The 22,556-nt window shown below is 68.7% G+C and carries 27 protein-coding genes; 9 read left to right on the forward strand and 18 right to left on the reverse strand.

All coding sequences use genetic code 11. The features are described 5' to 3' along the window. Positions 1-127 precede the first annotated feature (127 nt). Positions 128-1,528 (reverse strand): cardiolipin synthase, encoded by a 1,401-nt coding sequence (gene cls / locus BMZ45_RS15895; RefSeq protein ID WP_254776679.1) that lies wholly within the window; start codon positions 1,526-1,528, stop codon positions 128-130. Positions 1,529-1,769: 241 nt separating this feature from the next. On the opposite strand from cls, the gene BMZ45_RS15900 reads away from it, so the two are divergent. From BMZ45_RS15900 to BMZ45_RS15915, 4 genes are all read left to right on the forward strand, one after another. After that, positions 1,770-2,540, forward strand: coding sequence for an SIMPL domain-containing protein (locus BMZ45_RS15900; protein WP_091637509.1), 771 nt, complete (start codon positions 1,770-1,772; stop codon positions 2,538-2,540). A 173-nt stretch (positions 2,541-2,713) separates the two neighbouring features. Beyond that, positions 2,714-3,817 (forward strand): PA0069 family radical SAM protein, encoded by a 1,104-nt coding sequence (locus BMZ45_RS15905; protein WP_091637510.1) that lies wholly within the window; start codon positions 2,714-2,716, stop codon positions 3,815-3,817. A 166-nt stretch (positions 3,818-3,983) separates the two neighbouring features. Then, positions 3,984-5,126, forward strand: a complete 1,143-nt coding sequence (locus BMZ45_RS15910) for a sensor histidine kinase (protein WP_175489103.1) — start codon at positions 3,984-3,986, stop codon at positions 5,124-5,126. Then, entirely contained in the window at positions 5,119-5,553 is a 435-nt protein-coding gene (locus tag BMZ45_RS15915; protein ID WP_091637512.1) for a response regulator, read from the forward strand. The genes BMZ45_RS15910 and BMZ45_RS15915 overlap by 8 nt, the downstream gene beginning before the upstream one ends. 13 nt (positions 5,554-5,566) lie before the next feature. Here the strand turns inward: BMZ45_RS15915 and BMZ45_RS15920 are convergent, their stop codons facing one another. The 14 genes from BMZ45_RS15920 to BMZ45_RS15985 all read right to left on the reverse strand — a co-directional run bounded on the left by BMZ45_RS15920 (position 5,567) and on the right by BMZ45_RS15985 (position 15,147). Then, the gene (locus BMZ45_RS15920) at positions 5,567-6,223 is read right to left on the reverse strand and encodes a hypothetical protein (RefSeq protein ID WP_139215536.1); all 657 of its coding nucleotides are present in this window, start codon (positions 6,221-6,223) and stop codon (positions 5,567-5,569) included. Positions 6,224-6,289: 66 nt separating this feature from the next. After that, on the reverse strand, positions 6,290-6,754 hold the full coding sequence (locus BMZ45_RS15925; protein ID WP_175489104.1) for a GNAT family N-acetyltransferase: 465 nt from the start codon (positions 6,752-6,754) through the stop codon (positions 6,290-6,292). Between the two features lie 50 nt (positions 6,755-6,804). Beyond that, positions 6,805-7,197, reverse strand: a complete 393-nt coding sequence (locus BMZ45_RS21325) for a hypothetical protein (protein WP_139215537.1) — start codon at positions 7,195-7,197, stop codon at positions 6,805-6,807. Continuing rightward, positions 7,194-7,619 carry a PaaI family thioesterase gene (locus tag BMZ45_RS15930; protein WP_091637515.1) on the reverse strand — a complete coding sequence of 142 codons (426 nt, stop codon included), beginning with the start codon at positions 7,617-7,619 and terminating at the stop codon, positions 7,194-7,196. The genes BMZ45_RS21325 and BMZ45_RS15930 overlap by 4 nt, the downstream gene beginning before the upstream one ends. Before the next feature lie 60 nt (positions 7,620-7,679). Next, positions 7,680-7,982 carry a hypothetical protein gene (locus tag BMZ45_RS15935; protein WP_091637516.1) on the reverse strand — a complete coding sequence of 101 codons (303 nt, stop codon included), beginning with the start codon at positions 7,980-7,982 and terminating at the stop codon, positions 7,680-7,682. A 79-nt stretch (positions 7,983-8,061) separates the two neighbouring features. Further along, the gene (locus BMZ45_RS15940; RefSeq protein ID WP_091637517.1) at positions 8,062-8,613 is read right to left on the reverse strand and encodes a glycosyl-4,4'-diaponeurosporenoate acyltransferase CrtO family protein; all 552 of its coding nucleotides are present in this window, start codon (positions 8,611-8,613) and stop codon (positions 8,062-8,064) included. Between the two features lie 104 nt (positions 8,614-8,717). Then, positions 8,718-8,990, reverse strand: coding sequence for a hypothetical protein (locus tag BMZ45_RS15945; protein ID WP_091637518.1), 273 nt, complete (start codon positions 8,988-8,990; stop codon positions 8,718-8,720). A 13-nt stretch (positions 8,991-9,003) separates the two neighbouring features. Beyond that, complete coding sequence (locus BMZ45_RS15950) at positions 9,004-9,243, reverse strand: hypothetical protein (protein ID WP_091637519.1); 240 nt, start codon at positions 9,241-9,243, stop codon at positions 9,004-9,006. Positions 9,244-9,347: 104 nt separating this feature from the next. Next, positions 9,348-9,602, reverse strand: coding sequence for a DUF2164 domain-containing protein (locus BMZ45_RS15955; protein WP_091637520.1), 255 nt, complete (start codon positions 9,600-9,602; stop codon positions 9,348-9,350). 78 nt (positions 9,603-9,680) lie between these two features. Then, positions 9,681-10,151 (reverse strand): hypothetical protein, encoded by a 471-nt coding sequence (locus BMZ45_RS15960; protein WP_091637521.1) that lies wholly within the window; start codon positions 10,149-10,151, stop codon positions 9,681-9,683. After that, the gene (locus BMZ45_RS15965; protein ID WP_091637522.1) at positions 10,138-10,863 is read right to left on the reverse strand and encodes a 2OG-Fe(II) oxygenase; all 726 of its coding nucleotides are present in this window, start codon (positions 10,861-10,863) and stop codon (positions 10,138-10,140) included. Before BMZ45_RS15965 ends, BMZ45_RS15960 begins: the two co-directional genes overlap by 14 nt. A gap of 709 nt (positions 10,864-11,572) precedes the next feature. Then, entirely contained in the window at positions 11,573-12,964 is a 1,392-nt protein-coding gene (locus tag BMZ45_RS15970; protein WP_217643218.1) for a sigma-54 dependent transcriptional regulator, read from the reverse strand. A gap of 273 nt (positions 12,965-13,237) precedes the next feature. Beyond that, positions 13,238-14,272: a class 1 fructose-bisphosphatase gene (locus tag BMZ45_RS15975; protein ID WP_091637524.1), complete on the reverse strand. Its 1,035-nt coding sequence runs from the start codon at positions 14,270-14,272 to the stop codon at positions 13,238-13,240. 458 nt (positions 14,273-14,730) lie between these two features. Further along, complete coding sequence (locus BMZ45_RS15985; RefSeq protein ID WP_091637526.1) at positions 14,731-15,147, reverse strand: hypothetical protein; 417 nt, start codon at positions 15,145-15,147, stop codon at positions 14,731-14,733. Positions 15,148-15,394: 247 nt separating this feature from the next. On the opposite strand from BMZ45_RS15985, the gene BMZ45_RS15990 reads away from it, so the two are divergent. The 3 genes from BMZ45_RS15990 (at position 15,395) to dinB (ending at position 17,897) form a co-directional block, all read left to right on the forward strand. Continuing rightward, positions 15,395-15,835 carry a hypothetical protein gene (locus BMZ45_RS15990; RefSeq protein WP_091637527.1) on the forward strand — a complete coding sequence of 147 codons (441 nt, stop codon included), beginning with the start codon at positions 15,395-15,397 and terminating at the stop codon, positions 15,833-15,835. A 29-nt stretch (positions 15,836-15,864) separates the two neighbouring features. Next, on the forward strand, positions 15,865-16,335 hold the full coding sequence (locus BMZ45_RS15995) for a hypothetical protein (protein ID WP_091637528.1): 471 nt from the start codon (positions 15,865-15,867) through the stop codon (positions 16,333-16,335). Positions 16,336-16,811: 476 nt separating this feature from the next. Next, complete coding sequence (gene dinB / locus BMZ45_RS16000) at positions 16,812-17,897, forward strand: DNA polymerase IV (RefSeq protein ID WP_091637529.1); 1,086 nt, start codon at positions 16,812-16,814, stop codon at positions 17,895-17,897. 294 nt (positions 17,898-18,191) lie between these two features. On the opposite strand, the gene BMZ45_RS16005 is transcribed toward dinB, so the two are convergent. The 3 genes from BMZ45_RS16005 to BMZ45_RS16015 all read right to left on the reverse strand — a co-directional run bounded on the left by BMZ45_RS16005 (position 18,192) and on the right by BMZ45_RS16015 (position 20,228). After that, the gene (locus tag BMZ45_RS16005) at positions 18,192-19,220 is read right to left on the reverse strand and encodes an MBL fold metallo-hydrolase (protein ID WP_091637530.1); all 1,029 of its coding nucleotides are present in this window, start codon (positions 19,218-19,220) and stop codon (positions 18,192-18,194) included. A 112-nt stretch (positions 19,221-19,332) separates the two neighbouring features. Next, on the reverse strand, positions 19,333-19,881 hold the full coding sequence (locus tag BMZ45_RS16010) for a GNAT family N-acetyltransferase (protein WP_091637531.1): 549 nt from the start codon (positions 19,879-19,881) through the stop codon (positions 19,333-19,335). Further along, on the reverse strand, positions 19,878-20,228 hold the full coding sequence (locus BMZ45_RS16015; protein WP_139215538.1) for a hypothetical protein: 351 nt from the start codon (positions 20,226-20,228) through the stop codon (positions 19,878-19,880). Before BMZ45_RS16015 ends, BMZ45_RS16010 begins: the two co-directional genes overlap by 4 nt. A gap of 191 nt (positions 20,229-20,419) precedes the next feature. Here BMZ45_RS16015 and BMZ45_RS16020 point away from each other — a divergent pair, with 191 nt between their 5' ends. Both BMZ45_RS16020 and BMZ45_RS16025 read left to right on the forward strand, forming a co-directional pair. Beyond that, positions 20,420-21,085, forward strand: coding sequence for a response regulator transcription factor (locus tag BMZ45_RS16020; protein ID WP_091637533.1), 666 nt, complete (start codon positions 20,420-20,422; stop codon positions 21,083-21,085). After that, positions 21,082-22,461, forward strand: a complete 1,380-nt coding sequence (locus BMZ45_RS16025; RefSeq protein WP_091637534.1) for an ATP-binding protein — start codon at positions 21,082-21,084, stop codon at positions 22,459-22,461. Before BMZ45_RS16020 ends, BMZ45_RS16025 begins: the two co-directional genes overlap by 4 nt. Positions 22,462-22,556 lie beyond the last annotated feature (95 nt).

Raw genomic sequence — 22,556 nt, forward strand, 5'->3', positions numbered from 1 at the left:
GCGGCGGTGCTCCCGTCGTTGGGGTGGTTGCCAGTCGCCGCGAGTGTAGCGCGCCGCCCGCCCGGCTACAGCCCGACAACCCCGTCGCGGCGACCGCTCGTCGCGCGCGACGTGACCCAGTGCGCGTTCACAGCAAGGGCGAGACCAGGCGTGCCAGCGCCTCGGGCAGGCGCCGCCGCCACAGCCCCTGTTGGCGGTCGCTGCGCACGCGCGGGGCGTAGCTGCATTCGGCCTGGATCAGCTGGGCCAGCTCGGCCGCCAGCGCATGGTCGTGGAACAGCACCGAGATCTCGAAATTCAGCCGGAAGCTGCGGTGGTCGAAATTGGCGCTGCCGATGATGGCCAGGTCCTCGTCGCACAGCAGGGCCTTGGTGTGCAGCATGCGCGGGCCGTACTCGTGGATCTTGACCCCGGCTTCCAGCAGTTCGTCGAAGTAGGAGCGCGCCGCGTAGGTGACCAGGCGGCTGTCGCTCAGGCGCGGCACCAGCAGGCGCACGTCCAGCCCGCCCAGCGCGGCCGAGGTCAGGGCCATGCGCGCGGCCTCGCCGGGCACGAAATAGGGCGTCACCAGCCACACCCGCTGGCGGGCGGCGTGGATCGCGCCCACGTGCAGGCGGTGGATCGCCTCCCAGGACGAATCCGGTCCCGACACCAACACCTGCGCGGCGATCGGACCCGGCTGCGGCGCCGGATGCTGCAGGCGCAGCGGCGCCTGCCCGGTGGCGTAGGCCCAGTCCTCGCAGAACACCAACTGCAACTCGCGCACCACGTCGCCTTCCAGGCGCAGGTGCAGATCGCGGTAGGCGTCCTTGCGGATGCGCTCGTCCTCCTCGTCGGTGATGTTGATGCCGCCGGTGAAGCCGACCAGGCCGTCGATCACCACGATCTTGCGGTGGGTGCGCAGGTTCAACCACGGCCGCTTCCAGAACCAGCGCAGCTTCATCGGATGGAACCACGCGACCTCGCCGCCGGCGTCCACCAACGGCTGCAGGAAGCGGTTGGAGGTGGAGCCCGAACCCACCGCGTCCAGCAGCAAACGCACCTGCACGCCGTCGCGCGCGCGCTCGATCAGGGCATCGCGCAGGGCCAGTCCGCAGGCGTCGGGCTGGTAGATGTAGTACTCCAGGTGGATGTGCTCGCGGGCCTGGCCCACCGCCTCCAGCAGGGCCGCGTACTTGGCGCCGCCGTCGATCAGCAGGCGCGCCTGGGTCGCGGTCGTCGGCGGCAGCCCGGTGGTGGCCTGGGCCAGCCTGGCCAGCTCCACCGCCTCCGGCGATTCGCTCAGCCCCGGCATGGTCGCCGGCAGCGCCGCACGCGCGCGCACCCGCCGCAGGCGCTGGCGATGGATGCGCTGCGGGCCGAAGACGTAGTAGATGAAGAAGCCCAGGTAGGGCAGGGCGGCCAGGCTGATCAACCAGCTGATGGTCGCCACCGGTTCGCGCTTCTGCAGCACGATCCACAACCCCAGCCCGATCAGGTAGGCAGCCCAGCCCAGGGTCAGGTAGAGGCTGAGGTGGGGGATGCCGATGAGCGCGTTCCACAGCGAGGACAACAGGTCGGACACGGGGCTCTCCAGGGGACGATCGGCGCGGACGCGTCGATCGCAGGCCAAGGCTAGCCCGCGGCGACAGTCGCGCAAAGTGTGCGCCGGCAGGTGGGCGCTACGATGCACCGGCACACGCAGCGCCTAGGATGACGCATACGCGCACCCCGCACCGTTGCGGCCGTATCCCGTTTCGCCGTCGCTCTTCGACCCAGGACCCCAGCCCATGAAAATCGCCTCGCTGTTGTTGCCGATCCTGTTGGCCAGCCCACTGCTGCCGGCCGCCGCGCAGGCGGCCAGCGTCACCCCCGCACGCACGGTGAGCGTGTCCGGCAGCGCCGAGATCAAGGTCGCCCCGGACGAAATCCTGCTCAACGTCGGCGTCGAGACCCGCAACCTCGAGCTCGCCCCGGCCAAACGCCTCAACGACGAGCGCGTGGCCGCGGCGCTGGCGTTCCTCGCCCGCAACGGCGTGCCCAGCAAGGACGTGCAGACCGACTTCATCAGCATCGAACCGCAGTACGAATACGACGACAACAGCAGCCGCGCCGCCCAGGAGCGTTCGCGCGTGGTGCCGGTGGTCTACATCGTGCGCAAGAGCATCGGCATCCGCCTGACCCGCACCGACAACTTCGAGACCATCCTCGCCGGCCTGCTCGACAACGGCGTGCAGCACATCCACGGCATCGAGTTCCGTACCTCGCAGCTGCGCAAGCACCGCGATGCCGCGCGTGCGCTGGCGGTTCAGGCGGCCAAGGAAAAAGCCGATGCCCTGACCACCGGGCTCGGCGCGCGCCGCGGCCCGGTGCAGAGCGTGTCCGAGTCCTATTCCGGCGGCTGGTGGCGCAGCGGCGCGACCTGGGGCGGCGGGCGAGGGCAGATGATGCAGAACGTGTCGCAGAACGGCGGCGGCGGCGAAGGCGCGGACGGCGCCACCCTGTCGGTCGGCCAGATCAGCGTGACCGCCTCGGTGGATGTGAGCTTCGCGATCGAATAGCGCCCTCCCGCGCTTCGGCCTTCCCTTTGAAAACGGGGAGGCCTGCGTTTACGGACCGCAGGTTCGTGCAGAGCCGAACGGCCGGCAGGCCCTGCCTGCGGGCCGGGCGGATTGCGCGGGTTCGCTTCTTGCCCGTCGCATCCCCTGCGACACCCCCCACCTAGCCTGCGGCCATGCACGACACCCGCCGTTCCCAGCTCTCGGTCCAGCCCGCCGCGATCAAAGGCCGCGGCGCGGCGTCCTACGTGCCCGGGCGCTACGCGGTCACCACCGCCCAGGGCGAGGACGACGGCTGGGGCTCGCTGCACGACCCGGCCGACGAGGTCTCGCGGCCGGACACCCAGGTTACCGAGGAGCGCGCGCGCAGCGTCGTCAACCGCAACGAGTCGCCGGACATCGCCTTCGGCCAGTCGATCAACCCCTACCGCGGCTGCGAGCACGGCTGCGTGTACTGCTTCGCCCGGCCCTCGCACGCCTACCTCGACCTGTCGCCGGGGCTGGACTTCGAAACCAAGCTCTACGCCAAGACCAACGCCGCCGAGCGCCTGCGCGCCGAGCTCGCGCGGCCCTCGTACCGCTGCGCGCCGATCGCGTTGGGCATCAACACCGATTCCTACCAGCCGATCGAGCGCCGCTACAGGATCACCCGCTCGCTGATCGAGGTGCTCAGCGAATGCGCGCATCCCTTCAGCCTGATCACCAAGAACGCCGGCGTGGTCCGCGACCTCGATCTGATCGCGCCGATGGCGCGGCGCGGGCTGGTCACCGTGTACTTCTCGGTCACCACCCTGGACAACCACCTGTCGTCGAAGATGGAGCCGCGCGCGTCGGCCCCGCACGCGCGCCTGCGCGCGATGCGCGAGCTCGCCGACGCCGGCGTGCCGGTCGGGGTGATGGCCGCGCCGATGATCCCGATGATCAACGACGCCGAGCTCGAGCACATCCTGGCCGCCGCCTTCGAAGCCGGCGCGCGCGCCGCCGGCTACGTGGTCCTGCGTTTGCCGCACGAGCTCAAGACGATCTGGCGCGAGTGGCTGGCCCTGCACTATCCCGACCGCGCCGAGCACGTGATGAGCCTGGTCCAGCAAATGAGCGGCGGCAAGGACTACGACAGCGCCTACGGCACCCGCATGCGCGGCACCGGCCCCTTCGCCCAGCTGATCGAGCAGCGTTTCGCCAAGGCCTGGCGCCGCATCGGCTATGGCCGCCTGCCCGGCCTGGACACCGGCCAGTTCGTGCCGCCGCGTCCGCTTTCGCCCCAGGGCGAGCTGTTCTGAGCCGAACGCCGCCGCACCCGCGGCCGTCGGCCTCGCCTGCGCCAGGACGGTTCCGGTCCGCGTTCTGACGGTGGTTCGCGGTTCAGCCCCGCGGCCCCCCTGCACCGCACCGTCACGGCGGCAGCCGGTACACTTGCCCGCCAGAGGAGCCCCGAGTCCGCAACGAATGACCGAAGCCGCCGCTCACGAAACGGGCGAGGACCGTTTCCGCATGGCGATGCAGGCCTCCGGCATCGGCATGGCCATCGTCGATCTGCAGGGCCGTTGGCTCGAGGTCAATCCGGTGTTCGAGCGCCTACTGGGTTACGCCGCCGCCGACATGGTCGGCCGCAGCACCGCCGAGTTCACCCACCCCGAGGATGTCGAGCTCTCTCGCGGCTTCCTCGAGGGCCTCAACGACGGCGGCATTCCAGCCCTGGATGTGCGCAAGCGCTACCTGCGCCGCGACGGCACGGCCGTGTGGACGCACGCCAACGTGGCCTTGGTGCGCGGCGCCGACGGCGCCCCGCGCTGCCTGCTGGTGCAGATCCGCGACATCGGCGACCAGCTCGCGGCCGAAGCCCAGGCCCGTACCGACGCCGACGAGTTCGCCCACGCGCTCGACGCCTCCAACCGCCATCTGCAGCTGTTCGCCGACGCGGTCGCCCACGACCTGCGCGCGCCGCTGCGTTCGATCGAGAGCTTCTCCGGCCTGCTCGCCGACCGCGCCGCCGAGCGTCTGGACGAGACCGACCGCGACTACCTGGACCGCATCCGTGCCGCCGCCGGTCGCATGACCGCGCTGCTGGCCGCGCTCAACGACCTCTCGCACGTCACCCGAACCGCGATGCGCCAGGCGCGCGTGGACCTGAGCCTGCTCGCCGACTGGGTCGGCGCCGAGCTGCTGGACGCCGACCCGCACCGTCGCGCCGACATCCGCGTGCAACCCGGCCTGTTCGTCGAAGGCGACGAGCGCCTGCTCAAGCTGCTGCTGACCCAGCTGATGGGCAACGCCTGGAAGTTCTCGCGCGAGCGCGACCCGATCCGCATCGAAATCTCCGGCGAGCGCGACGACGGCCGCCTGCGCGTCGCGATCCGCGACTACGGCGCCGGTTTCGACATGCGTTACGCGCATAAGCTCTTCGAACCCTTCCAGCGCCTGCACGGCCCGGATCAGGGCGGCGGCCACGGTCTCGGACTGGCGATCGCCAAGCGCATCGTCGACCGCCACCGCGGCCAGCTGCGCGCCCAATCCGAGCCCGATGTGGGCAGCACTTTCACTGTCGAACTGCCCGCCGCCGCCGCGGGCGAGGTAGCCGCGCATGCATAAGGTCATCCTGTTGGTCGAAGACAACCCCGACGACGTCGAGCTGACCCGGCTCGCGTTCGAGGAGGCCAAGGTCGCCAACAAACTGGTGGTGGTCGGCGACGGCGCCGAGGCCCTGGACTATTTGTTCGCACGCGGCCGCTACGCCGACCGCGACCCCGTCGACCTGCCTTCGATCGTGCTGCTGGACCTCAACCTGCCCAAGGTCGACGGCCGCGAAGTCCTGCAGGCGATCCGCGCCAACGAAGCCACCCGCACGCTGCCGGTGGTGGTGCTGACCACCAGCACCGAACCCTTCGACGTCGAAGCCAGCTACGCCCTGGGCGTGAACAGCTACATCCAGAAGCCGGTGGATTTCGAGCAGTTCGTATGGGCGGTGAAGCAGGTGGGCTTGTACTGGCTGGTGTTGAACCATCCGCGGACGCCTTGACCCGGTACCGGCATCACGGCCGGTTCCAAACCGGCGGCTCGCGAACATAAGCGGTCCAAACATCGGCTCCCATCTCCTGCGTCAAGCGCGCCACGACGGCGGTGGCGTCCTGCATGGCGTCGCTCATCTTCCGTAGGAACGCGCTGCGCGGCACGGACACCAGGAGACCCGTGTCGTCGCTGTCGGGGTCGCGCTGGTGTATCAACAGTCGATCGTCGGTGCCTTTGACGTCCAGCCCCCAGCCCTGATCCTGATCCCAGTACAGATCCCCCACGGCATCCGTCGCGATGGCGTCGGAAAAGCGGCGCATCTCCGACAGGGAGTCGTACCACGGGAAAGAAATGCTCAGCTGCTCCGTGGCGTTCGACAGCCAAAGCCGCATCCAGAAATAGTGCCGAATATGATTGAAGTCCTTCGCATGACGTCGGGCGGCAGAAACGATTTGCCAGTAGTAGTCGGCCAGCTCCTTCTCGTGGCCCCGCGCCTCGGGCGTACGAACAATCGAAGGAAACGCCTGGCCTAGCCTCGGCGGTATCAGCTTCTCCACAAGCTTTCGTTCGCAGATGTCTGCGTGTCGATCGGGACCGTAGTAGAAGTCATCGCGGATCAGGAAGCAGATCTCGGGTTCAAGCGAGTCGAGAACCGTTGCGTTCAAAGTACGAGATTCCATCCGGTCGTACCCAAGGCGTAAGTGAAACAGTCCTGCGAGCGAGACCGCTGCGGTATCGACTAGACCTCAGCCTTCGTCTTCGTACGCCATAGGCACATACACCAGGCCGTTCTTGGATTGCGCCGATTCCGTTGCGACGAAGCCGAAGCGCTCATACACCGGAATCGCCGGAAGAGACGAGTTGACCATGAACGAGGGGCTGCCGGACTCGGACTTGGCGCGCTCCCAAAGCAAGCGGGCAATGCCCCGTCCATGGGCGTCCTCACGAACGAACAGGTGGTAGAGGTGGAAGCCCTCGCGCAAGGCGATGACGCCCACAATCGCGCCAGCGTCTTCCGCGACGTAGTAGCGGAAACTCGGCGACCCGATGCGCTCGGCGGTAGCGGATGGCGTGAGCGTTGCCAGAAACACGGCGGCTTCAGGTGGCGGCGGATCTTCCAGGTAATGGTGCGCCCAGCCGGTGATCAGCCCGCTGATCTCGTCGGCATCGGATGCGTTGGCTGGGCGGATGCTGAAGGTCGTTACAGACATCAATCGATGGGTCCGGGTGGGTCCGAAAAGGATACGGCGCGCAGGCGAAATCAATTCTCCGAGAGCAGCGATTCCTGACCAGGATCGCCAAGCAGAAAGACTTCGCCGTTCGTCGCGGCGATGCTGCCGGTACCCAGGCTGCGGATTTCCCATTGCCAGGTGTCGTAGCGGGTCTTGAAGGTGCCGCGGGCGGAGCAGGGGCCATACAGAAAGTTGTCGTGCTGCTGGCGCCCTGAAATCAGCACGGCCTTGTTGAAGAAGGCGCGAACCCGTGCCGGGGTCATCGCGAACTTCTCGCAAGCTTCGTGCTTGGGTCCGATGCGGTTCTCCTTCACGACGATCTCGGTGATGGGCCCGACCGGCGTCGACGAGGCACCTGGCGGAAGCAGCAGGCCAAACCAACACGCGGCGGCCAGGCCGGAGAAACGGAAGCGTTCGTTCATGGCCGCTGCCCTGCGACGTTGATGATGGTGGCCTGCATCACCGCGACGGTCTCGCGGCGCGAACCCAGCTCGCCGACTACTTCGCCCTGACACACCGTCAGGGTCTTGCCCGCCTTCGTCACCTTGCCGATCGCCAGGAACCGGTCGGCTACGGCAGGGCGCACGAAGTTGATCTTGAACTCGACGGTAAGCACATCGAGCCCGGCCGGCGCGACGGTCAGCGCCGCGTAGCCGCAAGCGCTGTCGAGCACGCTGGTCAGGGCGCCGGCATGGATATAGCCGTGCTGCTGGGACAGGTCCGGGCGCGGCAGCAATGCGATCCGCACCTCGCCTGCGCTCGCCAGGACGAGCTGCGCGCCCAAGGTGGTCATCAACCCCTGAGCCCTAAAACTGGTGGCGATACGCTCCTGCAGATCCAACATGCTTGTTCTCCACGCTGCTCCAAGGCGCACGATCGCGCCGGGCGGCGACATCGGCCCTGATCAATTGTCGGTCAACGCAACCCAGGATGGAGCCTGGCCGATCCATTTCATGCGACCGCTTTTCATCTCCACGCGGCACTTGATGTAGTGCCGGGTTCCATCCTTGGTATATCGGACGCCGTAATGGTTCGGCCACGGCTTGATGGCGATATCGAGGCATCCCGCAGACTCGAAGAACTGCCGTATGCGCTTGACCCGGGGTGGATCCGCGATCGCGGCCAGCAACTTCGGCAGACCGCCAAGCAGAAGCGCGAAGGCGATGAAAACGAGGCATCCAAGCAGCAGTGCGCGGAGAACTTCCATGGAGTCGCCTGGGGCTGATGCTCACCGATCCGGGTGCGGTCGACGATCGACTGTGCGATGGAACGCCATCCCATCATAGCTACTCGCGACCGCCTCGAATGCCTCCGCTTACGCCAACTGCGGCGAGCCGCGCGCGAACGATGCGCAGATGCAGGATCGGATAGACGTTGAACGCGATCTGCACCACCACGAACAAGGCCGCCTCGGCCAGGTAGCCCCGCGCCCCAAGGTAGACGATGTACGGCGTGAACAGCACCGCCGCCCAGAAGTGGGTGGCCTCCGCCGACGCCGCCTGCGCCTGCAACGCCGCGAGACTGCGCTTGCCGCCCAGGCGGTACACGGAAGCATTGAAGTACCGCAGCGGCGTGTTCCGCAGCAGGCTGCCGAAGCCGTGCACGCCCAAGCGCCGATAGAGCGGGGCTTTGGGCAACGCCGGATCGACCTCGCGCAGAGCGCCGGGCATGCGCAACACGAACAAGGGTTCCGCGATCTTGGCCAGGCCCATGAAATAGAACATCAGCAACAGGCCCAGCCAGGGCGAGCCGTAGCCGATGACGTCGGCCAACATGATGAAGGTCACGGCAAAGAAGATCGCGACGAGAACCAGTTTGGTCGTGCTGCGCCAACGCATCTACGCCGACTCCTTGCTCATGGGGCTGATCCCTGGCTTACGCACAATCATCGCCGATCACGCCGATACCTCGTAGCTATGGTCGGATAGCGGCTGTCAGCGCTTTACGGCTCCGGCGGAGCCACCAATGCATGCAGTATCAGCTTGAACACCAAGGCGGCGCGCGACAGCAGCAACAGGACCCCGGTTACCAGCGTCGAGGTGGCCGCGGAATCCCCCGAGGTCATATGGCTGTCCCAATACGATCCCGCCAAACCGAACAGCAGAAATACCGCGCCCAGGCCAAGGAACGCGCAGCTGCTCAGTATCGAAAGCCAGACGGGCAGACGAAAGAATAGCGATCCCCAGGCGGCGATGACGAGCAGTGCATAGACCATGCCGGCGCTCCTGTTACGGTTCCAGGATCTGGACGAGATCGCCGTGCCGCAGCGCCTCATCGACCAATCGTCGGAACGCCACCGCCGCGATCGCGGGATCGGCCAGGTGATCTATGAAGTAAAAGCCGTCCGGCTCAAGCTCGTAGCCGTAGATCGCTCCCGCGGCGCCCGCTGCCGCCGGCAATCTTCCTGCCACCGCGGAGCGGTCATAGCGCGTGGGCACCTCAAACCGGATCTTGTACTCGATTCCCATGCAATCCCTCGCCAGTCGCGCTTGCTTGTCTGCGGGTCATCCTAGCGTCCGGATAGGGCGCTGGCGGGATCGGCGTACCTGCCCACAGGTCTGCGCATGCGCGCTTACCTTCTGAACTCCGTGCGCTGCTCGAGCTGATAGATCGCGTCCTGCACGTCCTCGAGCTTGGCGTTCAACACCGCCTGCGCGTCGTACAAGCCGCGGTTGTAGTAGTACGCGCCCAGCTCCTTGGACAGGAAATCGAGCAGGAACTCGGCGTCGAACTGGCCGATCTGCTGATTGAGCTCTTCGGAGAAGTAGCCCTGGATCTTGCGGACGATGAGCGCCTTTTCTTCTTTACTGAACGTGATATCGGACATGGGTTTTACGCGCCCTGGAACTTGATCTATGCGAACACTCGCAACGACGATGCTTCGCACTCCTGGCCGGCAGCAAGGTCACGGCTGGCATGCCACCGCGATGGATTTGATCTTCTCGCCTTCGGCGGCGATCTTGAGCCAACAGTGAACATCGGTAGCGTAGTACTCGTAGAACTGTCCCGTCTCCCGGTTCGCCACGATGGGCGCCCCGTACAGGGATCGCATCTTGTCCAGCCTATCGCCGGGGCACAGGCGCATCGGTGTGCAGCCCTTGCGGTGATCGCTATACAAGCCCGCGACCACGCCATCGCTAAAGGACACCTGCAGGTTCGGGTAGTGGTAGTCGAGATCGATGAAGTCCGTCTGCGGCTGTTGACGCAACGGTTTGCCGAGCGTCTTCGTTACCTCGCTGGTGGTCGCGCCCACCGCAATGCCGCCCAGCGAGATTTCGCTGCCAGCGACTTCGCCCTCGAACGCGAGCGCGGAAGCGGGCGCCAGGAGCAGGCAGAGCCAAAGCACCCGCATCCCGCGCACCTCAGCCGCCCCCATACAAGCGCTCCGCCCGCTGAAACAGAATCCAGCTCGTCGCGATGTACTTGTCTCCACCCTGGGGCCGATTGCCGCGATGGGTGTGGGTGAAGGCAGCCGGCGCGATCAGCAGGTCGCCGGTGCGCGGGGCGATCTTGCGTTGCTGGTACAGGAACTCGGTCTCGCCCTGCTCGAAGCCGTCGTTGAGGTAGATCGTCCACAGCAGGTGGCGGTGCAGGGTTTCGGCATTGGCGTCGCGCGGGAACAGCTCGCAATGCCAGTACGGATAGCCGCCGCGATCGGCGGTGTAGCGCTGCAGGTTGATCGCGCCCGGCCGCAGCACGGCCTGCACCACCGGGGCCAGGGTGGCGTCGTCCATCGCGACCAGGCGCTCGCTGGTGAGGCGGTGGCGGCCCTGGCCGTCGGCGCCGGGCACTTCCAGCATCAACGGCGCGATCAGGGTGTGCGGGTAGCGGCGCAGGTAGTGCAGCAGGCCGGCGAACACCGCATTGTTCAAGGCCGCTTCGGCGTCGCGCCATGCCTCGCGGCCGGAGATGGTCAGGTCGCGGCTGTCCTTGAGCTCGGGCATCACGCCGCCGCCGACGCGGCCGGGCACCACGTCGGCGCTGGCGTTGAAACGCTGCAGCAGGGCGGCGCAGGCGGCGCGGTCCAGCGCCTGCGGGTAGACCTCGATGAAGTCGTGTACGGCGTCTTGCGGCGGGGCCTCGGTCATGCGGCGTCTCTACGCAATGCGGCGGGAAAGCGGCCATCCTCGCACGGCCCATCGGCGTTGCAAAAAAGCAACATCGCCTGCTCAGGCTGGTGTGTACGGCGTAAGCACGCCAGACCTCGCCGATCGCTGGCGAAATCCCTCCGACGCCGCCGACGCAGCGCCCATTCGAGGTTGCAGCAACGAAACCTTTGCGCGGTACTAGCCCGGTGCCCGCTGTCGCATGCACGGAAAAATATCGTCGAATCAATTACTTGAGTGGTTGGCACGAAGCTCGCTTGGGTAACTCTCGTCCCCCTGCGCCGTCCGCGCCCCGGGACCGTCCCCCGACGGAGTCCACCATGTCCCACCGCCCGCAACCTCATCCGGCACTGTCCCCCGCGGACCGCGATGTGGTGGTGCGCACCGGCCTGGTAGGGCTTCGCCGCGAGGGCGCAGGAGACGCCCGCGCCCGAGGCGAGCGGCGCGGGCGTCGAAGACCCGGACACGATCGTCGCGCGGCGCGCCGCGGCCGCGCGTGGCCTATCGCCGCACTTCCACCCAGGACAACTCGGCGCAGCTGCGCGCGACGATGTTTCCTACGCGGATCTACCACGACATGCATGGGCGAACGCGAGCAGGCCATGCCTGTGGGCCGGGCGGATTGAGAGGGCTTCGCTTTTCGCCGCGCGTGCCGCGCATGCGTCGATCGTCCAAGCAGCGGGCACCCCCGCTAGGCCGCGCTGGACGTATCCGGCGCTCCCGTATCGTCGCCCGTGCGCAGGCCATGCCGCTGCATCAAGCGATACAGCGTGACCCGCGACACCGCCAGTTCGCGCGCGGCATCGACCAGACGCCCGCGGTTGCGCTGCAGTGCGCGTTCGATCGCGTCCTTGGTGGCGGCATCGCGGATTTCGTCCAGGGTCGGCGGCGGCGCGGCGCCGGCGCTGTCGATATGCAGATCCGCGGCGGTGATCAGCCGCCCCTCGGCCATCACCACGGCCTGGCGCACCCGGTTGATCAGCTCGCGCACGTTGCCCGGCCAAGGGTGGCTGTGCAGGGCGTGGCGCGCGCAGGGCGAGAAGCCCTTCAAGCTGCGCTGGCTTTCCTGCGAATAGCGCTGCAGCGCGTGCTCGGCCAGGCGGTCGATATCGACGCCGCGGTCGCGCAGCGGCGGCTGCTGCAGGCGCAGCACGCACAGGCGGTGGAACAGATCGGCGCGGAAGCGGCCGTCGATGACCGCCGCCTCCAGATCGTGATGGGTGGCGGAGATGATGCGCACGTCGATCGGAATCTGCTCGTGGCCGCCCAGGCGTTCGATGCTGCCCTGCTGCAGGAAGCGCAGCAGCGAGGCCTGGCTTTCCAGCGGCAGGTCGCCGATCTCGTCCAGGAACAAAGTGCCGCCATTGGCCATCTCGATCCGGCCCAGCTTGCGCTGCTGCGCGCCGGTGAACGCGCCGCGCTCGTAGCCGAACAGCTCCGACTGCACCAGGCTGTGCGGGATCGCGCCGCAGTTGATCGCCACGAACGGATGCGCATGCCGGCGCGAATGCCGGTGCACCGCGTTGGCGGCCAGTTCCTTGCCGGTGCCGGTCTCGCCGGCGATGAACACCGGCGCCTCGGTCAGCGCGGCCTTGCGCAGGGTGCGGCAGAGCACGCGCATCGCCGCGCTCTCGCCGATCATGCCGTCGAAACCGGCCTCGCTGGTGGTCTCGCCGTGTTCGCAAGCCAGGGTGGCCATGCCGTGGGCGTGGCCGACGATGGTGTTCAGCAAGGCCTCGGGGCAGGGCAGGGTGACGTAGTCGTAGCAGTAGTCGCGGATCAGCCGGCGCACCGGCTCCTGGTCCAGCTGGGCCGCCTCGACGCAGGCGACCCAGCCAACGTTGTTGGCCGACAGGGCGCTGCCGAGTTCGGCCAGGTCGTGATGGGTGAAGCCCTCGCGCAGGTCCAGCAGGGCCGCATGCGGCTGGCGAGGGTCGCGTTGCAGGATGCGCAGCACGCTGCGTGAATCCGGGGCGCGGCGCAGGTTCCAGCCCAACTGCTGCAGCCGCGCCAGCGACAGTACCCGGCCGGCGCTGCCGCGGGTGACGTAGATCAGTTCGCGTGCCTGTGGAATTTGAGGCAATGGCTCGCGCGGGGCCGCTTCCGTGTCTGCCGAATCGTGCTTACCCGCGCCTCGAGCCTGGGGCCCGCGCGGCACACCGTTGGCCATCGTGCTCTCCCCGCCCATGACGCGTTGCGCGCCGCTGTCCGTGGGCAAGAGTAGTCAACGCCGAGGGTGACCCAGAGCGGTCACCGCGATGCCGGGCATCGCGGTGAAGCGGGTTACGCGGGGGCAAGCACGAATCGCGCCATCGGCGATTCATCCGCAGCGGATGCGCGCCGGAGCGCGTGCCGGTCAGGCCTGGGCGTCGTGCTCGGCGTGGTAGCGCACCGCGGTCTCGACCTCGTGCTTGCTGCCCAGGAACACCGGCACGCGCATGTGCAGGCCGGTGGGCTGCACTTCCAGCATGCGCTGGCGGCCGGTGCTGGCCGCGCCGCCGGCCTGCTCGACCAGGAAGCTCATCGGGTTGGCCTCGTACATCAGGCGCAGCTTGCCGCCCTGGGCGGCGCACTTGGCGTCCAGCGGATAGCTGAAGATGCCGCCGCGGGTCAGGATGCGGTGCACGTCGGCGACCATGGACGCGACCCAGCGCATGTTGAAGTCCTTGCCGCGCGGGCCTTCCTTGCCGGCCAGCAGATCGCCCACATAGGCCTGCATCGGCGCCTGCCAGTAGCGCTGGTTGGACATGTTGACCGCGAATTCCTTGGTCTCTTCCGGAATCTTCATGTCGCGCGTGGTCAGCACGAAGCTGCCGACCTCGCGGTCCAGGGTGAAGGCGTGAGTGCCGTTGCCGATGGTCAGCACCAGCATCGTGCTGGGGCCGTAGGTGGTGTAGCCGGCGCAGACCTGCTCGGTGCCCGGCTGCAGGAAGTGCTGGTCCTGGGCCTGGGTGACGCCGTCCGGGCAACGCAGCACCGAGAAGATCGTGCCCACCGAGATGTTGACGTCGATGTTGCTGGAGCCGTCCAGGGGATCGAACAGCAGCAGGTAGTTGCCGCGCGGATAGACGTCCGGGATCGGATGCGAGGTGTCCATCTCCTCCGAGGCCAGGCCGGCCAGGTGGCCGCCCCAGGCATTGGCTTCCAGCAGGATCTCGTTGCTGAGCACGTCCAGCTTCTTCTGCGCCTCGCCCTGGATGTTGCCGGTGCCGGCATCGCCGAGCACACCGCCCAGCGCACCCTTGCCGACCGCGATCGAGATCGTCTTGCAGGCACGCGCCACCACCTCGATCAACAGACGCAGATCCGGACTGATCCGGCCGGCGCGCTGCTCCTCGATCAGGTAGCGGGTAAGGGAGACGGCGGTGCTGGCGCTGGGGGCCTGGGTCATGGCGGGGCTGGAAGGCGGTGAAGAGGCCGCCATTGTCGCCGATGGGGCCGGCGACGGCACCCGTGGGCGGCCTGACGCCGGGTGCGACCGTCCGGTGGCGGTCCCATCACCCGCGCCGCCTCGGGCTTGGCATGACGGGTGTGCCTACCTGCTAAGACTATGAGCAGGCCCGGCCGAGAATGGACCGCAGAGCCATCGGCACCGCGGCAAGACCCGTTGTAGGCGTGGTGCAGCGGAAGCTTCTGCTCTTAGGCTTGTTGACGTGCTCGGCCGAGGACAAAGACGCTTCGCTGTCCGCGGTTCAGTTCGAAACGGGCTGCGAGGAATATGCGACGCGGCCTTCGCCCCACGTGTGCATTGCCTCGGTGATCATGGACGAGGGCGTGCAAAGCGCAGTCCGGTAGGCAAGCGCGTGCAGATCGATGAGGAGATACGCCGATAGGCGAACCCATCGCGAGTCACCTGCACCGCAAATGCCGCTCGCTCACCCCGAACGACTGCGCCACCGAGCGCAGGTCGCCGCCGGCCGCCATCGCGGCGCGGATGGCGATGCGGCGCAGGGCGATGAACACGCCCCAGGCCGAAGGCACTTCGACGGTGCCGGCTTCGCTGGTGTGCGCGAGCAGGCGCGCGTGGGTGGTGGCGCTGAGCTCGACGCCGAGACGGTCGGCGAAGCCGCTGCGGTCGCGCGGCACGTAGACGCGGCGCCCGCCCAGGGCGCGCACGAAGCGCAGCATGGCGTCGAAGCCGTCGTGCCCGGCGATCTCGGCCGCCACCCAGGGCAGCGAGGCCAGCACGGCGACGCGGTGTTCGTCGCAGAAATCGCATAAGGCGTCGAAGGCCGGGGTGCCGGGGCAGGGCAGACCCAGGAACAACGCTGCGGGGGCGCGTACCGGGGTGGCCGCGACGGGAGCGACGGCGGGCGACCGCGACGCGGGCGGGTTGGGATGCGACGACGCGAGTATGTCCATACCGATCACAACGCGGCGCCGTCGCGGCCGTGAAGCGCAACGCATGCGGCCGAAAGCCTGTGAAGCGCCCAGGCTGCGCGCGGCTTCCGCATGTCGCCGCGCCGGCGAGGGGCCTACAAGGTGCACTCCCTTCCTAGTACTGGAGTCCGTCATGCCCTACACGATCAACGCCGGCGCCGCGCCCTTGGCCATCGCCGAATGCGAATGGGCGGCCGCCGCCAACGTCGCGCCCACCGCCGGCGGCGACACCCAGCCGACCATCCAGTTCACCGCCTTCACCTCCTGCATCGGCATCGCCGCGCGCAACGCCGCCGGCACCCAGGTGATCGGCATCCATCTGGCGATCTACGACGCCGCCAACAACCAGTTCTCGGCCGCCGACGTGCCCACCGTGGTCGGCATCCTGCAGGGCCAGAACTACAACCCGAACGAACTGTTCATCATCGGCGAGACCGCGGTGTGGCAGGCCTCGGTGCTGGCCGCCTACAACGCCCTGATCGCCGCGCTGCCCAACGCGCAGATCTATTCCCTGGCCGACGGCACCTACGGCGCCGGCATCAGCGCCGGTGGCGCGCTGGAACCGACCTACTGACCGCCACGCGACGACACCGGAGTATCGACATGCGCATGCGCAACAAAGCCGCGGCCCTGGCCGCGCTGCTGTCCGCCACCGTTCTGCCCGCTCACGCCGTGGAGCCCTGCGCCAATCTGGTCACCGTGCAGATGAGCGCGATTCCGGAGATGAACGCCGATGGCGGCGGTCATCTGGCCGCGCACGTCCCCGGCGTGCGGCCGCCGCCGGGTTTCAGCCAATACGGCCGCACCCTGTTCTGGGACGCGCAGGCCTGGCGCGAGGCCTTCGATCGCCTGGCGCGCCAGCCCAATCCGCTGTACTGCCCCGAGCCCGCGGCCAACGGCAGCGAAGCCGCGCGTACCCTGCAGTGGCAGTACTTCGCGCGCCAGTGCACCGCCGCCGACGGCAACGGCATGTGCACGGCCGGCCACGACATCCAGGTCAACGCGGTGCAGATCGTGATGCGGCGGATCAACAACCGCTGGGTGGTGTACACGGCCTACCCGACGCCGAACTGAGCGTCAGTGGGGGACGGCGCGGCGGTGCGTGGGGCGCCGCCGCGCCGGGCTTGTGGCGTGGCCGAGTGGCGTCGTCATCGCTGCGCCGCTTCCTTCGGGGCGTGTGTTCGGCGCTGGGTTTCGAGGTGGCGCAGACGCCGACGGTGGGAGCGAGGTTCCGCGGAGGCTTCCTTCAGTCGAAGGCCGCGATGGTTGCTGCGAAATGCATCGCGGCGGCGTCGATCGACGATCGCGGCTCACGCCGCTCCCACGCAGAGCGGGCACGGCATGTTCGGTCGGAGCGATGTGCCACCGGGATCTCCTTCGGTTGTAAGCCGCGACGGTGTTGCGAACCGGATCGCGGCGGCGTCGGGAGACGATCGCGGCTTAGGCCGCTCCCACGCAGAGCGGGCGCCCTAGGAATACGATGACGCAAGGCAGGGGCCGCATCAGCTCCGGCGCGCTACCATGCCGCCTTCGCATCGTTTCGTGTCGCCGTGTCCGTCCCCAGCCGCAAAGTCCTGCACGTCGACATGGACGCGTTCTACGCGTCGGTCGAACAGCGCGACGATCCTTCGCTGCGCGGTGTGCCGGTGGTGGTGGCCTGGCGCGGCGCGCGCTCGGTGGTGTGCGCGGCCAGCTACGAGGCGCGCAAGTTCGGCGTGCGCTCGGCGATGCCGGCGGTGCGCGCCGAGCGCCTGTGCCCGCACGCGATCTTCGTGCCGCCGGACTTCGTGCGCTACAAGGCGGTCTCGCGCCAGGTGCGCGAGATCTTCGCCCGCCACACCGACCTGATCGAACCGCTGTCGCTGGACGAGGCCTACCTCGATGTCACCGAAACCAAGACCGGCCTGCCTTCGGCCACCGCCACCGCCGAGGCGATCCGCGCCGCGATCCGCGAAGAGACCCAGCTGACCGCGTCGGCAGGCGTGGCGCCGAACAAGTTCCTGGCCAAGATCGCGTCCGACTGGCGCAAGCCCGACGGCCTGTTCGTGATCCGACCGCACCAGGTCGAGGCCTTTCTGGAGCCGCTGCCGGTCGGCCGGCTGCCCGGCGTGGGCAAGGTGATGGAGGCCAAACTGGCCGAGCTGGGCGTAAGCGTGGTCGCCGACCTGCGCGCGCTGGGCGCGCTGGCGCTGGAGCAGCGCTTCGGGCGTTGGGGGCGGCGTTTGCACGAGCTGTCGCTGGGCATCGACGAACGCGCGGTGGAGCCGGAGCGGCCGACCCTGCAGATCTCCGCCGAGGACACCTTCGCCGAGGACCTGCGCCTGGACGAACTGGAACCGCATATCCGTCGCCTGGCCAGCAAGACCTGGGCCGGCTACCAGCGCGAACCCGGACGGCTCGCGCGCACGGTGGTGCTGAAGCTCAAGACCGCCGATTTCCGCACCCTCACCCGCAGCCTGACCCAGCCGGCGCCGCCGGCCAGCGAGCAGGAGTTGGCCGACATCGCCTGCGCGCTGCGCGCACGCGTGGAGCATCCGGCCGACACCTTGTATCGCCTGGTCGGCGTGGGCTTGTCGGGTTTCGTCGACGAGGACGGTTACGTCGCCCAGTCGGATTTGTTCGCGATCGGCGAGTAAGCCGGCGCGCGCTCGAGGAGGCGATGGCCGGCCGCGAAGTTGCGCTGCGATTCCGAGCCTGCGTGCACGATGCGGTGCGCCTGCGGCTTACCGCATCCTACGGCCATCGACCTAGCCGTAGGATGCGGTGACAACCGCATCATCGCGATATCGGTTCACGGCGCAATCGGTTCATAGCGCGCGATGCGGTGCGCCTGCGGCTTACCGCATCCTACGGCCACCGACCTAGCCGTAGGATGCGGTGACAACCGCATCATCGCGACATCGGTTCACGGCGCGCGGCTCCGCCTTGGATCAACGCCCCGTACGCCACCACGCCGAGGTCGCCGGCGGCGCGTGCAGGTTCACCGGCGTGCCCATCACCGGGGTCAAGGTCTCGACGCCGGCGTCGCGCGCCAGCGCGGTGATGCGCTCCATCGGATCGGTCCAGGCGTGCATGGCCAGATCGAAGGTGCCGTTGTGGATGGGCAGCAGGCGCCGGCCGCGCAGGTCCAGATGCGCCTGCAAGGTCTGCTCGGGCAGCATGTGCACGCCCGCCCACTGCGCGTTGTAGGCGCCGCATTCCAGCAGGGTCAGGTCGAAGGGGCCGTACTTCTCGCCGATCGCCTTGAAGCCGTCGAAGTAGCCGGTGTCGCCGCTGAAGTACAGGTTCAGGCGCGAGCTGCGGATCACCCACGAGGTCCACAGGGTGGGGTTGTCTGCGAACATCGCGCGCCCGGAGAAATGCTGCGAGGGCGTGGCGACGAAGCGCACGCCGTCGATGTTGGTCGACTGCCACCAGTCCAGCTGTTGCACCTTGGCCGCGTCCACGCCCCATTCGATCAGCAGATCGCCCACGCCCAGCGGCGCCAGGAAGTGTTCGGTCTTGGCCGCCAGCTCCAGCACCGCCGCCTTGTCGAGGTGGTCGTAGTGATCGTGCGACAGGATCACGCCCTTGATCGGCGGCAATTGCGCGATCGTCATCGGCGGCGCGTGGAAGCGCTTCGGGCCGGCCCACTGCACCGGCGAGGCGCGCTCGGAGAACACCGGATCGGTGAGCCAGAACGCGCCGTCCAGCTTCAGCAGCACGGTGGAGTGGCCGAAGCGCACCAGGCTGCCGTCCGGCGCGGCCAGCAGCTGCTCGCGCGTGAGCGCGGCCACCGGCGGCGCGGTCTTGGGCACGGTGTCGGCGGGCTTGTCGAAGGCGAAGCGCCAGAGCATGGCCGGCATTTCGCGCCAGCCCACGGTCTTGGGGGCGATCGGGTTGCGGAAGCCGCCGTCGCGGAACTGCGGCGAGTCCGGGTAGGCGGTGGTGCGGCAAGCGCTGAGGGAGAGCGTGGTCATGACAGTGGCGACTACCAAAAGGAAGAGGAGCGCGCGACGCGCGCGGCGCCGGCGCGGGGGGCGCGCCGGGGCGTAGGGAGCGGGCATAGAGGCGCGAGGCTCGGACATGGGCTTAGCCGGCGTCGCTGGCGGGGTTCACCGGCAGTACGTAACGCAGCGCTTCCATGCGGGTGGCGCGGCGCGGCAGGTCCAGCGCGCGCGCGGCCTCGCTCCAGGCCGGCGCCTGCCATTGCAGGTTGAGGCAGCCGAAGCGCGCGGCCGCATCCAGCGCCTGCTCGAACAGCAGGGCTTCGATCTCGCGTTCGCGCCAGGCCGCACGCACGTACAGGCCTTCCAGGCACAGGTGATAGGCGCGTTCCAGCAACGAGAAGCCGACCGTGGCGCTGGCGTAGGCGACCGCTTCGCCGTCGACGTAGGCGATCCAGGCCCAGGCCCGCAGCGGCGGTTCGAACAGCGCCTCGCGCAGCTCCAGCAGGCTGTCGCGGGCGTGGCCGTAGGGCAGGCGTTCGAACACCGTCAGCTCGGCGTGCTCGGTGCACAGGCGCAACAGCGCAGGCAGGTCGTCGGGGCGCACGGCGCGTGCGTGCGGGCCCGCCGGCGCGACCGCGGTCGGCCGTTGCGCGATACGCACCACACTCATCAGGGGCGAGACCAGGCTCATACCTCGGCCCCCAGGTCGACGGCCTGGGCGGGCGCGTCCGCGCAGCGGTGGGCGTCGCGGCTGGCGCGGATCGCCTGCAGGCGCTGCTCGGCCTCCGACTGCGCCGAACGCGCCGAGGCGTAGCGCACGCCGACCGCGATCGGCAGCACCGCCTTCCAGGCGCCGCTGCGCGCGCGCTGGGCGGCGTCGCGGCTGCGTTCGCTCAGGGCCTGCTCCTGGGCCAGGGCCTCGCAGTCCAGGCCGGCGATCGCGGCCAGTGGGGTCTGGCTGCGCGGGATGGAGGCGCAGCCTGCGAGCAGCGCCGGGGTTACGATCAGGGACAAAACGGGACGTGACGATGCGGGCATGGCGATCTCCGTTCGATACGACCCGTGGGGTGGGTCGGCGAGGAGGATGCTGCGCGCGCGCTTTTAAGAAGTTTTTAAGCGGCGTAAAGATCGGCTGAACGCGCGGCGCCGCGCTTTAAGAACTTCTTAATCGCCGTCGCGCACGATATGTCCCGTTAGCTGTAGCCCATTCACCGCCACCGGTTGCCGTCATGAACATCCTGCTGGTCGAAGACGACGTCATGCTCGGCGAGGCCGTGCGCGACGGGCTGCGCCAGAACGGCTTCAGCGTCGATTGGGTCGGCGATGCGGCCCTGGCCAAGACCGCGCTGATCGATCATTCCTATGCCGCGGTGCTGCTGGATCTGGGCCTGCCCGGCAGCTCGGGCCTGAGCGTGCTGTCGGTGCTGCGCGGCCGCTACGACGCCACTCCGGTGCTGATCCTGACCGCGCGCGACAAGCTCAGCGACCGCATCGTCGGCCTGGACGCGGGCGCCGACGACTACATCGTCAAACCGTTCCAGTCCGACGAGCTGTACGCGCGCCTGCGCGCGGTGATGCGGCGCAGCCAGGGCCGGGTGTCGCCGGTGCTCAGCTACGCCAACCTGGTACTGGACCCGGCGCGGCGCGAAGTCACCCGCGACGGCGAGCCGGTGGCTCTGAGCGCGCACGAGTTCCGCACCCTGATGCTGCTGATGGAGCGTCAGGGCCGCGTGGTCACGCGCGAGCAGTTGGAGGAAGCCGTGTACGGAAGCTCCGGCACCATCGAGAGCAACACCATCGCGGTCTACGTGCATCAGTTGCGGCGCAAGCTCGGCGACCAGGTGATCGCGACCGTGCACGGCTACGGCTACCGCATCGGCGGCGCGCCGGCATGAGGACGCGTTCGCTGCGCTGGCGCTTGACCTGGGTGCTGCTGAAGGCGGTGATGGTGGCCTGGCTGGTCTGGATGGGCTGCCAGGTGTGGCAGCAGCGCATGGAGCGCACCGGCCTGTGGGACGCGTCGCTGCGCGACATCGCCGTGCAGATCCTGGGCTCGATGCCGGAAGGCTTGCGGACCCTCACCCCGCGTCCGCGCCAGCCGCTGCCCGAGGGCGCGCGCGACTGGAAGATGAGCTTCCAGGTCTGGGCCGGTGGCCGCAACGTGGTCTATTCCCAGGCCGCGCCCTTGCTGCCGCTGAAGCCGGATTTCCGCGACGGCTTCGCCACCCGCGTGATCGACGGCGAGCGCTGGCGCGTGTACAGCGTGGCCGATCCGGCGCGCGGCATCGTGGTCCAGGTCGGGCGCTCCAAGTACCAGATCGTCAACGAGATGCGCCACTGGATCGGCTGGAGCCTGTTGGCGGCGGCCTTGATCTTCGTGCTGTTCGGCATCGCGGTATGGGGCGTGATCGGGCGTTCGCTGCGCCCGCTGACCGCGCTGCGGCGCACCTTGCTGGAACGCAAGCCGCTGGACCTCACGCCGCTGCACGCGCCGGGCTTGCCCAGCGAATTCCGCCCGCTGGTGGACGCCTTCAACGGCCAGCTCGAACGCGTCGACAGCGCAGTCCAGCACGAGCGCCGCTTCATCGCCGACGCCGCCCACGAATTGCGCACGCCGCTGGCGGTGCTGACCGCGCACGCCGACCTGGCCCTGCGCGCGGACACCATCGAGGAGAAGAACGCCGCGCTGCAGCGCCTGAGCGCGGGCGTGCAGCGCAGCGCGCGCCTGTCCGAACAGCTGCTGGACCTGGCCCGCCTGGACGCCGGCGCCGGCCCGCCGCCGCTGCTGCCGGTGTCGCTGTCGGAACTGGTGGTGCTGGTGGTGCGCGACTTCGAGACCCTGGCGCGCGACCGCCGCCAGCGCGTCACGCTGCAGTCCGAGCCCTGCACCATCCTGGGCGACGTCGACCAGCTCGGCATCCTGCTGCGCAACCTGATCGACAACGCGGTGCGCTACGCCGGCATCGAAGGCCAGGTCGCGGTGTCGTGCCTGCACGCGGTGCGCGACGGCGTGCGCGGCGTGGAGCTGCGGGTGTCCGACAACGGCCCCGGCGTGCCGCAGGCCGATCGCGGCCGCATCTTCGATCGCTTCTTCCGCGTGCCCGGCCAGTCCCAGCCCGGGCGCGCCGACGGCGGCAGCGGCATCGGTCTGTCGCTGGTGGCGCGCATCGCCCAGATCCATGACGCGCGCATCGAACCCTGCGATGGCCTGGAGGGCCGCGGCTTCTGCATCGCCGTGTTCTTCCCGCACGCGCCCGACCCGGCCGAGTAAGCCCTGCGGCGAAATCGCAAGCCAGGCTACTGACAGCAGGCTGGCAGCAGGACGGGCGCAGTCTGTGCCGGTGCGATCGGCACGGACGGGGCGCG

This window comes from Lysobacter sp. cf310 (genome assembly GCF_900114355.1).
In the GTDB taxonomy this organism is placed as follows: Bacteria; Pseudomonadota; Gammaproteobacteria; order Xanthomonadales; family Xanthomonadaceae; genus Lysobacter.